The 15441-nt window shown below is 37.7% G+C and carries 8 protein-coding genes; 1 reads left to right on the forward strand and 7 read right to left on the reverse strand.

Annotated elements, in window-relative coordinates; translation table 11 throughout:
• Nucleotides 1–381 precede the first annotated feature (381 nt).
• Nucleotides 382–3846 (forward strand): hybrid sensor histidine kinase/response regulator, encoded by a 3465-nt coding sequence (locus EV194_RS07550; RefSeq protein WP_207915937.1) that lies wholly within the window; start codon nucleotides 382–384, stop codon nucleotides 3844–3846.
• 129 nt (nucleotides 3847–3975) lie between these two features.
• On the opposite strand, the gene galB is transcribed toward EV194_RS07550, so the two are convergent.
• The 7 genes from galB to EV194_RS07585 all read right to left on the reverse strand — a co-directional run bounded on the left by galB (nucleotide 3976) and on the right by EV194_RS07585 (nucleotide 15402).
• A complete protein-coding gene (gene galB, locus EV194_RS07555) occupies nucleotides 3976–6435 on the reverse strand; it encodes a beta-galactosidase GalB (protein WP_132433431.1) in 2460 nt (819 codons plus the stop codon).
• Between the two features lie 322 nt (nucleotides 6436–6757).
• Nucleotides 6758–8479 carry a glycoside hydrolase family 9 protein gene (locus tag EV194_RS07560; protein ID WP_132433432.1) on the reverse strand — a complete coding sequence of 574 codons (1722 nt, stop codon included), beginning with the start codon at nucleotides 8477–8479 and terminating at the stop codon, nucleotides 6758–6760.
• Between the two features lie 97 nt (nucleotides 8480–8576).
• Nucleotides 8577–11009 carry a GH36-type glycosyl hydrolase domain-containing protein gene (locus tag EV194_RS07565; RefSeq protein ID WP_132433433.1) on the reverse strand — a complete coding sequence of 811 codons (2433 nt, stop codon included), beginning with the start codon at nucleotides 11007–11009 and terminating at the stop codon, nucleotides 8577–8579.
• 42 nt (nucleotides 11010–11051) lie between these two features.
• Nucleotides 11052–12668, reverse strand: coding sequence for an MFS transporter (locus EV194_RS07570; protein ID WP_243699358.1), 1617 nt, complete (start codon nucleotides 12666–12668; stop codon nucleotides 11052–11054).
• Nucleotides 12669–12895: 227 nt separating this feature from the next.
• On the reverse strand, nucleotides 12896–13660 hold the full coding sequence (locus tag EV194_RS07575; RefSeq protein WP_132433435.1) for an NUDIX hydrolase: 765 nt from the start codon (nucleotides 13658–13660) through the stop codon (nucleotides 12896–12898).
• Nucleotides 13661–13905: 245 nt separating this feature from the next.
• Nucleotides 13906–14388, reverse strand: coding sequence for a low molecular weight protein-tyrosine-phosphatase (locus EV194_RS07580; RefSeq protein ID WP_243699359.1), 483 nt, complete (start codon nucleotides 14386–14388; stop codon nucleotides 13906–13908).
• A 321-nt stretch (nucleotides 14389–14709) separates the two neighbouring features.
• Nucleotides 14710–15402 (reverse strand): NUDIX hydrolase, encoded by a 693-nt coding sequence (locus EV194_RS07585; protein WP_132433436.1) that lies wholly within the window; start codon nucleotides 15400–15402, stop codon nucleotides 14710–14712.
• Nucleotides 15403–15441: the final 39 nt, after the last annotated feature.

Below are 15441 nucleotides of genomic sequence, written 5' to 3' on the forward strand. Positions count from 1 at the left end.
AAATGTCAACCTCTCTGATCAAATGTAATTCAACATGGGTACTTTTGAATTCAGACAAGCACATATCACAATGTATTTCTGAAACTTACACATACGTTACATCAGAATAGAAAAGGGAGAATGATAACCGAGAATATCAAAGAGTATTAAACAAGATGAACATAAGTCTCTATCAAAACTTCAACAGCACTAGACCAAACTTTTTCATAAGAAGAATCTGAACTTTTCAAAAAGCTCAGAACTTAACATTATAATTGATAAATTTACTTAAATTTAAACATTAAATAAGATAGGCATATAAATGTAACCAGATGGTAAAATATTTCGTTAATGTCCTTATTAAATATTCGACAAACAGAGTCCGAAAGCAAAACAATTAAAATGTGTAAATCGAGCAATTCACATTTATTTCTAACTGACTATGTGCAAAAAACATTGTACGTTATAGTGTTCTTTTACACATTCCAATTCATACAGCCCATAACCTTTAGTAACAGTTTAAAGATTAAGCTTGCGCATTTTTCAGCAACAAATAAACTACCCGGACAATCTATTCAATGCATACATCAAGATAGCCTTGGTATTATCTGGCTAGGAATTGAATCTGTTGGCTTAACAAAATACGACGGAAAAAGAACAACCATTTATAACAACGTTCCCGGTGATACATCCACCCTCTCATCAAATTATCCTGAGCGAATTATCAGCGATGAATTTGATCAAATTTGGGTCGCGACTTCTAATGGATTAAACAGGCTAAACAGAAAGACAGGAAAAGTTAAACGTTTCTTTTCAATACCGGAAAACAAAAAAACAATTTCTCATAATACATTATACGATCTAAAACGGGATTCATTTGGAAGTATTTGGATTGCTACGCAAAATGGGGTGAGCATATTAAATCCTGACAAACATGAATTTCTGCGCTTTCTACATAATCCTGATTATGAAAACCCTGCCAGTCACAATGAAATTAGTTCCATTCATATTGACAGGGACAACAACATCTGGATTGCCTCAATACTTCGCGGTCTTACAAAGATTTCAGCAAAAAGGGTGGCTCATTTAAATGAAATATGGAATTCTCAGTCAACAACAGATGTATCTGCCAATATTAACCAAATATTAAACCCCTCACAATATTTAAGACATACTACACTTCCCCCGGTACGTGCCATAAACTCTCATCATCCTGATACAATTTGGCTGGCAACACAAAGTGGACTTTACCGTTATTTTCAAAAAACCAACACCATTAAAAAATTCTCTTTTGAAGACGAGAAGCTCTCATATCTAAATAATGCAACCTACCTGTCCCTAAATTTTGACAGCAACAACTTGTTATGGATTGGTTCAGCTAACGACGGCCTGATCATTCTCAACTTAAATAATAATAGATATCAGCATCTTGATGCATCCAACTATGTAAAAAATGAATTGAAAAGCAATTCAATCAGGGAAATAATGGAAAGTAACTGCGGACTAGTCTGGATATGTACAAAGTTTGGCGGTCTTCATTATTACGATATCCGTCAGCAAACATTCCCTGTTTTGCGTAAAAGTACTGATTACGCAAACGGATTAAATGATGAGTTTATATTATCGATTTTTTCAGACAAAGAAGACCTATGGATTGGCACTAAAAGTGGCGGCTTAAACAGATACCATAAAAAATCGAACAGTTTCACATATTACACGGCTGATGGAGTTGAAGGAAGCCTTGGAAGCAACAGAATTGAGGATATTGTTAAGGACAACACAGGAACTTTATGGATAGGAACCGAAGCCGGACTTTATAGTAAACACAGCACAAACAATCAATTCATATTTAGATACCCTACTCATATTCGCAGTCTGGCATTTATCAAAGACTTTCTTTGGCTTGGTACATCAAATGGCATTTTCAGATATTCAACCACTGAAAAAAAACCTTCCCCTTTGCCGACAAAGCATCACTCATTTTTTGATACACAAAGTAATATTTACATTATTGAGATTTACGAAGACAGCTCTGACAACATCTGGATCGCAACCCAGGCAACAGGCTTATTTCAGTACATTCCTGAAAGTGACCAATTAATTCATCATACGCACCAGCCCAACAATCCTAATTCAATCAGCGGTGATCAGGTAAGAGCTGTATATGAGGACATTACGAATCGTCTCTGGGTGGGAACAAAATCAGATGGACTAAACCTTTTTGACAGGGAGTTAAATTCATTTACGACCATATCTACTCCTGAAACTCTCCCCTCTAATACAATCTATCATATTCTGGAAGATGACTCCGGAGTGCTTTGGATGGGAACTCACAGCGGAATTAGTAGTTTTGACCCGGCATCGGAAAAATTCATGAATTACCCGCCTGTTTATGGAGCCCAAAGCTACGTTTTTGAAACAAACGCATTCTCAAAAACAGAAGATGGAATCATACTTATGGGAGGTAATAATGGGTTGAATGCTTTTAACCCTAAACAGATACATATAGAATTGCATGAATCTCCGATAATAATTTCAAATCTCAGAATATTTAACGAATCTATTGCTACAGACATCTCTGCGTCAAAGGAATTTGTACTATCCCACAAAAGTACTTATATATCATTTGAATTTGCAATGTTAGATTATACTGATCCTGATGAAAATCGGTATATGTATATTCTTGAGCCATTTGATGAAAACTGGATTTATTCAGATACAAGGAATTTTGCCAACTACACAAATCTGGAACCGGGTAAATACACTTTCAAAGTAAAAGGGATACGAAGCGATGGAATGACAAATTCCAAAACTCTTGAATTATCAATGGTAATTCCCTCACCATTTTGGAAAACCAAATGGTTTACGCCTCTTCTCGGATTGATGTTGGTTTCCATCATAGTATTGGCCTATTATTTGAAAATTCTATCAGGGAAAAAAAGAGAAGCAACACTAAAAGCGGAAGTCAGACAACGCACCAATGATTTATCGGAGGCCTACAACAAATTGGAACAATCCAACTTACAGATAGAAAAGCACAACCGGGCATTGCGACAACAAAGAGACAGGATCTCGCGTCAAAATCTGGAATTAAAAATTCATAGACAAAACCTGGAATTGATGGTAGCAGATCGAACAAAAGACCTTGAAGAAGAAAAACTTAAAGCCCAAGAAAGTGATCAGTTGAAATCTGCTTTTTTAGCAAACATGAGTCATGAAATCCGTACTCCTCTCAACGCGATTATGGGCTTTATAGATCTGCTTCAAGCCGGGGAAATAAAAGAAGAGGAGCAAGCCTACATCAACAATATTATTCAATCAAACAGCAATACTCTATTGCAGTTAATAAATGATATAATAGATTTGAGTATCATTGAAGCAAATCAGATGGTAATCTATAAATCATCAGTAAATTTTAATCAGTTGCTTCAGGAGATAAAAGCCCACTACTCGGTAAACGCTGACCTTCAATTAAAAAACATTCAACTATTACTTGAATCACCAAATACTGAGGATTCAATTATTATCAACACCGATCAAGGCAGGGTAAAACAAATATACTTTAATCTGATAAACAATGCTATTAAATTTACAGAGAAGGGATTTATCAGCTTTGGTTATTCTGTTTCACAAAATAAAATGGTTTGTTTTGTTAAGGATACCGGAATTGGAATTGAAGAAGAAAACATGGATAAACTTTTCAAAAGATTTCATAAAATAGAACCCAATGACACCAAAGTTCACCGTGGAACAGGCCTCGGACTTTCTATCTGCAAAAATCTGTGTAAGTTATTGGGAGGAGATATCTGGCTTGATTCTGTTCCCGGTGAAGGAACAACGTTCTATTTTTCCATTGAAACAACATGACAACCAATCATATGATGATTATCAACTTATCATTTTGGATAAAAAAATCGCTCAACATCTTTATTTTTCGATAAAGATGTTGAGCGATTTTCTCATTATTCGTTCTAAATAAAAAACGATACTAAAGCATTATTTCACCTGAATTTCAATCCTTGCATTTCTTACACCCGGTGCTTTAGCTTCAAATACAATGGTACCTGGTTGATCCCCTGATTGCACTATGGCAGTCAATTGACCATTAAACAATGACATCTGTGGTTTATGGAAAAGCTCAAGACTTGATGGATCTCCATTGGCTGAAGCTCTGTATTTGCCAGCACCTGAGGCATCAAATCTTATTAGCCGGGAATCAGTCGGCACAAGATTCCCATCACGATCAACAACCCTTACATTTATATACGATAAGTCCTTACCATCGGCGTCAATGATGATCCTATCAGGTATTAACTCAATTCTATGAGCTCTGCCGGCTGTTACCATTCTTTCTTCTGCCACAGCACGTCCAGCCTCATCATAAGCAACAACCTTTAGCTCTCCGGGCTCATATTTAACATCCATCCACATCAACCGATAGCGATGTTGAAGTGTAGAATCATTTTTGGTGCGGAATCCCTGACTCTTTCCGTTTAAAAAAAGTTCTGCTGATGGATAGTTTGTGTAAACAAAGACCGGTGTAATCTCACCTTCTCGTCCCTCCCAGTTCCAGTGTGGTAGAATATGAAGCGTTGCATCTTCCCTATTCCATACACTGCGATACAGAAAAAACCTGTCTTTGGGAATAAAAGCCAAATCGATAATTCCGAATAACGAACTTCTGCTTGGCCAGGCATCGGTATCGTATGGAGTAGGTTCACCTAAATAATCAAAGCCGGTCCAAACGAATTGTCCCATAGTCCATTCATAATCATCGGCAAGAGCAAAATCTTCATCGGGCAAGTTTGACCATGAACAATATTCTAAGTCGTATGAGGACGACTGATGGTCATCATAAATAGCATTTATCTTAATTTCTGGTGGAAATTTGTAGACTCCCCTGGAACTTACTGTAGAACCGGTCTCTGAACCAAGCACGAATCTCTGAGGCAGCCTCTCATAAGTTTCTACATAACGATGAGTTCGGTAGTTCAATCCGGGGATGTCAATCAAAGCAGCAAAACCATTATCTAAAACACAAGAGACACGGTCCATTCCACAATTTACAGGCCGAGTTGGGTCTTCTCTATGACAAATATCCTGAAGGAATTTTGCGACCCTAAATCCATCAGGGCTGCATTGAGTTGGAACTTCATTGCCAATACTCCACATGATCACACTCGGATTGTTTCTAAAGTTCCTGATCATGTTTACAAGATCTTTCTCTGCCCACTCATCAAAAAACCGATGATAGCCGTTTTTTACTTTTGCTCTATCCCACTCATCAAAAGACTCAACGATAACCATGAAGCCCATTTCGTCGCATAATTCAACCAATTCGGGAGTAGGCATGTTATGTGCAGTGCGTATAGCATCTACTCCCATGTCCTTTAAAAGTACAAGTTGCCTTCTTAGTGCAGCTGTATTTACGGCAGCACCAAGTGGGCCTAAATCATGGTGATTATTTACCCCCTGAAATTTTCTTCGCTGACCATTCAGAAAAAAACCTTTCTCTGGAACAAATTTTATATCTCGTACCCCGAATCGTGTAGTATAAACATCAACCAATTCGTCTCTATAATAAATCCTGCTAACGGCTTCGTACAATCCGGGAGATTCAGGTGTCCACAATTCTGGTTCATTAATGAGAAAATGCTGCTCATAGGGTCTGTCCTCAAAAAACTTCTGATTTGTTTCCTGGCTGGCAACCATTTTACCCCAACGGTCATAAATTTTCGTGTTTACACGAACATTTTGACCATTCTCTGCATTATTCAACTCCGTGACAAGTTTTACGGATGCAAACTCCTTGGTAACATGTGGAGTTGTGATAAATGTACCCCAAACAGGTACATGCACTTCATTTGTCACGATTAGATGAACATTTCTGTACAAACCTGCACCAGGATACCAGCGACTGGAGAACTCCTGATTCTCCAATCGAACAGCCATCACATTGTTTTTTCCATCATCATTCAGATATTCTGTTATATCAAAGTGAAAAGAGTTATATCCATATGGCCAAAAACCAACCTCCGCTCCATTTATAAACACCTGAGCTTCGCTCATGGCTCCATCAAATAAAATATTTACCCGTTGTTCACCTTTTACAAAGCCATCAACATCAAAAGTGGTCCTATACCATCCAACACCCATATAAGGAAGTCCTCCTGTTCTCCCCGTTTTCCTTGTTGGAATAGTCTCATAATTCTGTTCAACAGCTACAATTTGTAAATCATGCTCTTCATTAAAAGGGCCATATATTGCCCAATCATGTGGAATAGATACTGTTTCCCATTTGGTATCAGAAAACTCAGGATTTATGGCCTCCGGGAAATCTCCACGAGTAAATTTCCAATTTCTTTCAAGTGTAATTTGCTGGCGTACCGATTCTCCCGAAAGCATACTTGAAACCAACAAAAATGTAAAACATGACAACACAATTCTTTTGATCATAATATAGGATTTTAAGTGTTATTAATTGGATTTTCTCATAAATCTGCAAAACTATAAGGATTTAAAAGCAGAAACATAAATGATAATATTCAGCTAAGATATAAAAATCAGAGAATATTTAAGTATTTGTATAGACAAGTTATACATCTAAAACAAACCGAATAGTGATAGACAAAACAATAAGCAAATATTAAAAGTAAAAAATCCACAAAGGCTTGTAAATTAAGATACAAACCTTTGTGGACTAACAGAATTAAATAAAAATTTTCTAAACTATTTCAATTACTGTTACAAAGCATATTTTCATGCGCGCGAACATGAATCATTTTTGTGTTAACAATGCGTCAATGGCACCTGAAAGATAAACAAGGGGGGCATTCCAATTTATCGCTACTTCATTGGTAGAATAGCTACATTCCAAATCCACATATGATTTTGCGGGATAAGGACTACGTTCCACTTCCGGGCCACAATCGGTAAGAACAGAAACATTCGGACCACCGGCCAAGAAACCAGGAACAGGTGCTTCATTATCATCGGCCTCAGAGGGTCGGTGATGAATGTTCATGACTTTCTTATAACCAAATCCAGTAACAAAGCAATATCCGGTAGCGTTGCGTCCAAGAATATAGTCAAGATCAGACAAAGCTGAATACAGATAATCCCTGTTACCGGTTAATTGATATCCTTTGATCTTTAACATCCCTTCATTGGCAACCTGGGAATTGCTACCCCATACAAAATTCTGAATACTTACGCCATAAGGAGCCGTTTTTGATGCTTCAACAAGTTCATCAATTAGAGCGATAAAATCATTCCTTAATCCAAGGTTCCTGACAATCTCAGGCAATTCATCGTAGTTGTTTAATAAAGAAATAAAACCTAAAGCATAAACCTGGCTCCATGATGGCACGACGGGCTTGCTGTATTTTTCTATAATCACATCAAGATACTCATCCTTTCCTGTTGATAAGAACAGTTCTGATGCTGTCCAGAAAAACTCATCACTAAAATTACGGTCGCCATACCCACCAGTGAAGATATCTTCTGGCTGTACATAAGGCAAATTGGGATTACTCATGGCCCACCCCCATGCTTTTTCAGCCTTTTGCAAACATTTCTCGGCCAAACCGGGAAAATGTGACTCATAATCCTTCAAGACCCTATAAGCTTTTGCAGCAACAGCTGCATAGTTTAATGTCGCTGCCGTACCTTTTGATACAACAAACCGATCGTTTGTGGCTTCATGCGGCATCACCATCCCTTCGAAATTTTTAGTCGTTAACTTATGGTAAACGCCACCATCATGGGGATCCTGCATGGTTAACATCCATTTGAGATTATAAAGAGTTTCCGACAATAAGTCAGGAACACCACTACCACTTTCAGGAATATTTACATCTAGTTTTTTATAGTAATCCGTGAAGTGAGTCAGTGCTGAAAGCAAAGTGTATGTTGTGATTCCGCTATTAACAATGTATTTGTTATAATCTCCGGCATCATACCACCCAAGTGGTGAGGATATTATTGTTCCTTCCGGCCTGTTTTCATCAGCTGCCGAAGAATGAACATAAATAACGGTATCGGGATGACCGGCAGGACGAGCCCATCTACCACCATATTGAGCTTCAATTGCCATACCTGAGCGATTATAGTAGAAAGCCTCTAAAGCCGCTTTGGTGATTTCTCTGAATGGCTGATCTTTCACCTGTATTTCAAAGTTCTCATCGGTCTCAGGCAATACCACTAAATAGGTACCGGGAACATTTAATTGAGAAAAGTCAACTTTACGCACCGCGTCACCAGATTGCTCCCAGAACAATGGTTCTTCCGGAATTGCAGAAAAAACCTCATTTCCCTGAGCATCAATTATTATAACATTGTTCACATCCTCTGCTACCAACAATAACTTTGGAGCATTGGTAATATACCCAACCTGATTGTATAGAACAGGCATCTCCTTTTCATTATTTTCCTGTTGTGAACAGGAAAGTATTTTTAATGCGGCAATAAAAAGGATTAAGAGTTTGGATAAATCTTTCATAAGATTGCTATTTAAGGGTTTAGTTTTCTCAAAGAATCGCAACACCTCTTGTGATTTCTTCCATGTTACACGAGGTTCTAACAGACATCCATATCAATTACCCCATTATTACTTCCACATCTAAAACCTCACCAGGAGAATACGGAACAATTGCATCATTGCAATTTTTCCCATTAACCCTGATCTCCTTTACTCCTTTACATACGCCATCGGGGTTTTCAACTTTTATATTATAAATTGTGCCACGCAATTTTCGACTAACTTCATATCCCTTCCAGCTTGCAGGTATGCAGGGATCAATAATAATTCCGTCGTAATCGGGTCGAACACCTAAAATATAACGGGTTATGGCATAATAGTTCCAGGCTGCGGTACCGGTAAGCCATGAGTTTTTTGCCTCTCCCGGCTTGTGTGCATCTTTACCCGCAATCATTTGTGAGTAAACGTAAGGCTCGGTTTTGTGCAAATCACTGATGTCCTCAAGGTATGCCGGACAAATCTTCCTGTAATAATCCCAGGCCTGATCGCCACGTCCAATTACTGTTTCGCCTATCATGATCCAGGGATTGTTATGACAAAAAATGCCTGCATTTTCCTTATAACCTGCAGGATAAGTAGAAATTTCTCCATATTCGAGCACATAACTGGTAAAGGCCGGATTGTTTAAGACAATACCATATTCGCAATCCAGGCGTTCTTTTACAGCATCTAGCGCTTTATGAACCATCCCTTCCTCTTTACCAATTTCAGCCATTGAACACCATCCCTGGGATTCAATAAAAATTTGTCCCTCCTGATTTTCTTTGCTCCCTACCTTTTTGCCATAAAAATCGTATGCTCTTAAATACCAATCACCATCCCATCCATGTTGTTTAATGGTTTCCACCATTCTATGCACATGAGGCTCGGCTGCATCAGCCTCGTCATTTTTACCAATTTGACGACATAGTTTTACAAACTCACGACCATAAACCACAAAAAGTCCGGCTATCATAATCGATTCGGCAGTTCCACCGCTTTTATTCTCTGTGGTTTGAAAAGATTCATTCGGATTGGTTGAAAAACAATTGAGGTTAAGACAATCGTTCCAATCAGCCCGACCGATTAACGGCAAACCATGTGGCCCTAAATTATTCACTACATGATAAAATGATACCTTAAGATGATCAAAATGCGGTTTAGCTCTTGATTCATCATTGTCAAATGGCACCATCTCATCCAGGATTCCATAATCACCGGTTTCTTTAATATATTCTGTGGTTGATAAAATCAACCACAACGGGTCATCATTAAAATTCCCACCAATAGCGTCATTCCCTCTTTTGGTAAGAGGTTGATATTGGTGATATGCGCCACCATCTTCAAATTGGGTAGAGGCTATATCTATGATTCGCTCCTTTGCTCGTTCCGGAATCTGATGAACAAATCCGATTAGATCCTGGTTTGAATCACGAAACCCCATTCCTCTTCCAATTCCAACTTCAAAAAACGAAGCTGAACGGGACATGTTAAAAGTCACCATACATTGATACTGGTTCCAGATATTCACCATTCTGTCCAGTTTTTCATCACCACTGTTAAGTACATAAACACTTAGTAAATCGTCCCAGTATTTTTGCAAATCATTCCAGGCGGCATCTACTTTTTCCGGAGTATTGAACCGTTTAATTGCATCATTTGCTTTGGCTTTATTGATTACATTTTTAGATTCCCACTTTTCATCATCGGAATTCTCAACATAGCCAAGAATAAACACCAACTCTTTTGATTCTCCCGGTTTCAGATCAATTTCAAGATAATGAGAAGCCACGGGTGACCACCCGTGTGCATGGGAATTTCGTGGTTTTCCTTCAAGCACCGCCAGAGGACCACTGTACTCATTATACAGCCCCACAAAACTCTCCCTGTCGGTATCAAACCCCTGAATTTCTGAATTAACATGATAGAAAGCATAGTGATTTCGTCTCTCTTTGTATTCTGTTTTATGGTAAATTGTTGATCCAACAATTTCAACTTCACCGGTACTTAAATTCCTCTGAAGGTTATTCTGATCATCTTCCGCATTCCACAAGCACCATTCCATAAATGAGAAAAGCTTAAAGCTCTTAACATCTGGACTATTATTAGTGAGCTTTACTTTTTGAACTTCGCACCATGATTTTAATGGAACAAAAAACAGAACTTCAGCTTCCAGACCATTCTTCTCTCCTTTTATCCTTGTATAACTCAATCCATGCCGGCATTCGTATTTATCCAATGGCGTTTTCACAGGCTTCCATCCGGGAGACCAAACTGTGTCATTATCCTTAATATAGAAATATCTGCCACCGTTATCCATCGGTACATTATTGTACCTATATCTGGTTAATCTCCTAAATTTTGCATCTTTATAAAAAGCATACCCCCCTGCACTGTTGGAAATTAAAGAAAAGAAATCCTCATTGCCAAGATAGTTTATCCATGGCCATGGAGTTACCGGGTCTGTAATTACATACTCCCTGTTTTCGTCATCAAAATATCCGTACTTCATCTTTATTATTAACTTTCTAATTATCTTTAAATATCCTCAATCTCATTGCTCTTTAGTCTCCAGAACTCTTCTTTGTGCCAACTCAAGAGTAATTTCATTCATCTTAGCTTGATTTAATGGATATAAATACATTAAAACAGCTCCTATTAGTGCGATCAATGAAGGAATCCAGCTCATCAACATAATAATTCCGGGTACTGCACCTTGTATGGCTGCAGTACTTTGCCCATCATAATTAAAGGCTGCAAGTACAAATCCAATGATGGCTCCGGCTACACCACCCCCAAATTTCGTTGAAAATGACCCGGCAGAATAAATCAATCCTGTTGCCCTCCGGCGATTAATATACTCTGAATAGTCAGCAGCATCTCCCAACATAGCAAAAAAGAGGGTTGGGAAAATGGCCGCAGCAAATTCTGATATTACTCCTATTGTAAATATTGCCATCATATCACCAGGTCCGCAAAAAACAAACAATGCATTTACAGCGCCTGAAAATATCAAGGCAACAATAAACAAGTTTCGTTTCCCCCATTTCCTGGCCAAAGCAGCGGTAGCCATGGCACCTCCTATGGACGCAATCATGAGAGCCACCATGTATGTTCCAGCCATTAACTGATTGTGCAGATAATGGGTAAAATATATAACAATGATGCCCTGCTTTATAGAATTATATATTTGAAACAATAAACCAATCAGTAGCAAAATAATCCAGGGCCTGTTTCTGAACAGATCTTTTAAATCTCTCTTTAAGTCAGTTTTTTGTGCTTTAGGAGGGGAAACCCGCTCCCTTGTAGTATAAAATGTAATTAAAAGCGACAACGAAAGAAAAACGGACATCAAATATATGGCCTTACTGTACCCACTGCTTTGATCAATGATTACAAATTCTCCTTCATCCAGATTTTCCTCGCCGGTTACAATAAAACGGTAAGTCTCATGAGCTTTCATTGAGAAACTTTTGCCTTGCGTTGGAACATCAATGGAATCATGAATGAAAGGTTCAGCCCAGACAAACAGGCCAAAACCATTTCTTGTTTTAATGTTTACATTTTCCACGTCCATGTTCGTGGATACAGCGACCTCGTATTTGTCAGAGTTTATTTGCGTTACTTGTACTTCCGGATTTATATTTCCAAAATGAGCTACCAAAAACAATAAAGCTCCCTGTACCAGCATCCCACCGGTAAAAGCTCCAACCATTCGATAAGAACCTAAACTGGTACGCTCTTTATCGTCGCCTGACATAACAGCCATCAGCGCACCGTATGGTATATTGTTGGCTGTATAAACCAGGGTGAATATGATATAAGTGGTGTAGGCGTAAATTAATTTCCCGACAGGACTCAAATTGGGTGCTGTAAATAACATAGAAAGTATGACACCAAGTGGAATTGCAGTCCAGAGTATCCATGGCCGGAATTTGCCGTACTTTGATTTGGTTCGATCACCTACAACGCCCATCATAATATCACTGATGCCATCACTTGAGCGGGCTATCAGTAACAATAATCCAACAGCGGCGGGATTGAGGCCAAACACGTCGGTATAAAATATAAATAGAAATGTGGAAACTCCCCTCCAGGCAATATTTGCCGCTCCATCTCCAAATGCGTATCCGATTTTTTCCCTTATTGAAATCTTTTCGAAACTACTCATCAGAAATTATTTAGTTAATTCAAATGGCCTGATTGCCATATTTTCTTTTTAAGAATCTCCGGATTATCAAATCCATAATTCGTTATGTATACATTATGGATGATGAGTCAAATTTTCTCAAGCTAAAACTTGGATGAAATCTGTTCCCAAATTATTGTTATAGCGAGGAAATAATATTGTATTATTAAAATGCTTAACTCAACACTTAGTAATAAATTTGACTCATACTAAATTGCAAAATCAAAAAGCTCTTTACGAGTATTTTCGTATATCTCCCGATCGAAAACATACAAACGAGCAGGCTTATGTGCTACACCTTTTTGTTTTTCGTCAAGTGCCACAAGGTACTTCATTCTGGAGACCTTCTTTCTGAAATTTCTTTTATCCAGAGATACTCCGAGAACAACTTCGTACAATCGCTGTAGTTGAGAAAGCGTGAATTTAGGAGGAAGCAATTCAAATCCGATGGGTTCCTGAAGCAGTTTCTTTCTTAGTGCTGTTAAAGCTTCATTCAGAATTTCCATATGGTCAAACGCAAGTTCTTTGACCTCCGATACCGGGAACCAACTTACATTCCTACCCTTCCATTCGAGTGTTACTTTATCGGTGGCCAATAATGAATAATATCCTACAGTGATAATTCGCTGATCTGGATCACGTCCATTGGCGGCAAGCCAGGCTTTATCATTCTCTCGAGTGATCCTTTGGGGAGAACCAAAAGTTTGAAACTGTTCAAGGTAGATATCCTTTAATCCGGTAAGATCAAATAAAATACGGGCAGCTGCAGCCTCAAGATCTTCATCTTCATAAATGTGGTTTCCTGTTAATGTCAAATCATTAAACTTCTCCTTGTCCGTTATTTCATCCTTTAGAACCCTATCTACCAATAAAACGTTCAGTTGTGTGAAATCAAATCCGAATATTACACAGTCTACTGATACATAATCATTAATTCGGGCTTTTGGTTTTGTAGTAATTACCTGATTACTCATTTCTAGTGTTTTTTGGCGCAATTCTAAGTGTTTCGATTACACTTTCGAAAATTTTTTGCTAATTTATGACTATATTTTAAAAAAACAAATTGCAAATTGAAATATTTTTCCAACAAGAGTTTATCATAACATTTGATTCCTTTTATTTGTAATTTAGAATAAAAAACAAAAAGTCCGCCAATAGCGGACTCTTCATATTAATATTAACTCCTGACAATGAGAGGGAGGAAAAATATCAATAATCCTCATCGCATGGCTGAAATATGCTGGAGCAGTCCACTACAGGCATCTTCCAAAATATCAAGAACCAATTCAAAACCTTCTGATCCACCATAATAAGGATCGGGAACCTCCGTATGTTTACCCCCTGAGCAAAAATCTGTCATTTTCACAATTTTCTGTGTCAAATCCTTATCTGGCGCCAGATTTTTTAAATCTCGAATATTTTGGTTGTCCATTCCTACAATCAAATCAAAATAACTAAAATCCTTTGAAGGATTTATAGGTCTGCTGATACTGGTGAGACTGTACCCTCTTCGCTCGGCATGCTTTCTCATTCGTGCATCAGCAGGTTTTCCATGATGAAAACTAATAATTCCGGCTGAATCAATTTCATACTTTTCGGCAACACCTTGCTTTTCCACCAAATTTTTCATCACAGCTTCAGCACTTGGCGATCGACAAATGTTTCCCAGACACACAAATAGAATTTTGGTTTTATCCATCATATGAATATCAATTAATTTTAAATCATTCACATTTAAGCAACAAAACTAATAATTTACGAAGATTTTCTATCTGTTTGTTTAATGTTTTTTGAGAACGCTATTCTTTTTGTTTTACAAATAACTTTTATGGTCTGATACAGCATAATATGAATGACAATCTGCGAAAATATCGAGCATCTTAAGAACATTTAGGTAACGTTTTCAATGCATATAACTTTGGAATCAACTTTGATTGATTGATGCGACACACACCTCTTGATTTAACAAAAAAACCAGACTAGATATTAGTCTGGTAAAAAAGTTCAGATACAAAATAAAATTCTAGTGAATTTTAAATATTCTATCACCAATGGTAATCTCTTCATTCTTCTTAAACTGATAGTAAAAAGCTCCTTTCTTTGAGCTTTGTCGATCTTTTTCATTTAACCTCTCAAGGAGATTCAATGACAATATTTTTTTTCTAAAATTACCAGGATCAAAAGGACGCTGAAAAATCGCTTCATAAAGAAGTCTTAATTCAGTCAATGTAAACTTATCCGGCAATAACTCCTTACCTGTAAGATCATATGAAGACTTTTTCTGAAGAAACTCCAGTGCGTTATCAACCATTTGGTTATGATCAAAAATTAATTGAGGAACCTCTTTTACAGGAACCCAATATGCTCCCATTTTCTTTACCAGTTCATGATTGTATTCATCTACTCTGATGAGCGCCGCAAAAGCGATGCTTATTACTCTTTCGGCCAGATCTCTGGACACCTCTGAAAAAGCTGAAACCTGCTCAAGAAATATGTTTTCTAAACCTGTTATCTCCAACAAGACCCTTCTTGCGGCATCTTCTATCGATTCATCTTCCTGAACAAAACCTCCCACAAGTGATGTACTGCCTTTGGCAGGCTCGAGATCTCTGTTATATAGTAATAGTTTTAACTCATCGTCTTCGTAACCAAATACTACACAATCTACAGCTACAAGATGTTTGGGCTGCGAATAAAAACCGGTGCTTTTTGACATTTTATTTTTTTGATTATTTTACACAAGTTTGTCTTTTAG

It is taken from the genome of Natronoflexus pectinivorans, from assembly GCF_004345615.1.
GTDB classification, from domain to species: domain Bacteria; phylum Bacteroidota; class Bacteroidia; order Bacteroidales; family Marinilabiliaceae; genus Natronoflexus; species Natronoflexus pectinivorans.

Excerpts from the sequence above, each read along its gene's own strand:
- EV194_RS07550 (WP_207915937.1), top strand. The coding sequence starts at position 382 with ATGTGTAAATCGAGCAATTCACATTTATTTCTAACTGACTATGTGCAA.
- galB (WP_132433431.1), bottom strand. The coding sequence starts at position 6,435 with ATGATCAAAAGAATTGTGTTGTCATGTTTTACATTTTTGTTGGTTTCA.
- EV194_RS07560 (WP_132433432.1), bottom strand. The coding sequence starts at position 8,479 with ATGAAAGATTTATCCAAACTCTTAATCCTTTTTATTGCCGCATTAAAA.
- EV194_RS07565 (WP_132433433.1), bottom strand. The coding sequence starts at position 11,009 with ATGAAGTACGGATATTTTGATGACGAAAACAGGGAGTATGTAATTACA.
- EV194_RS07570 (WP_243699358.1), bottom strand. The coding sequence starts at position 12,668 with ATGAGTAGTTTCGAAAAGATTTCAATAAGGGAAAAAATCGGATACGCA.
- EV194_RS07575 (WP_132433435.1), bottom strand. The coding sequence starts at position 13,660 with ATGAGTAATCAGGTAATTACTACAAAACCAAAAGCCCGAATTAATGAT.
- EV194_RS07580 (WP_243699359.1), bottom strand. The coding sequence starts at position 14,388 with ATGATGGATAAAACCAAAATTCTATTTGTGTGTCTGGGAAACATTTGT.
- EV194_RS07585 (WP_132433436.1), bottom strand. The coding sequence starts at position 15,402 with ATGTCAAAAAGCACCGGTTTTTATTCGCAGCCCAAACATCTTGTAGCT.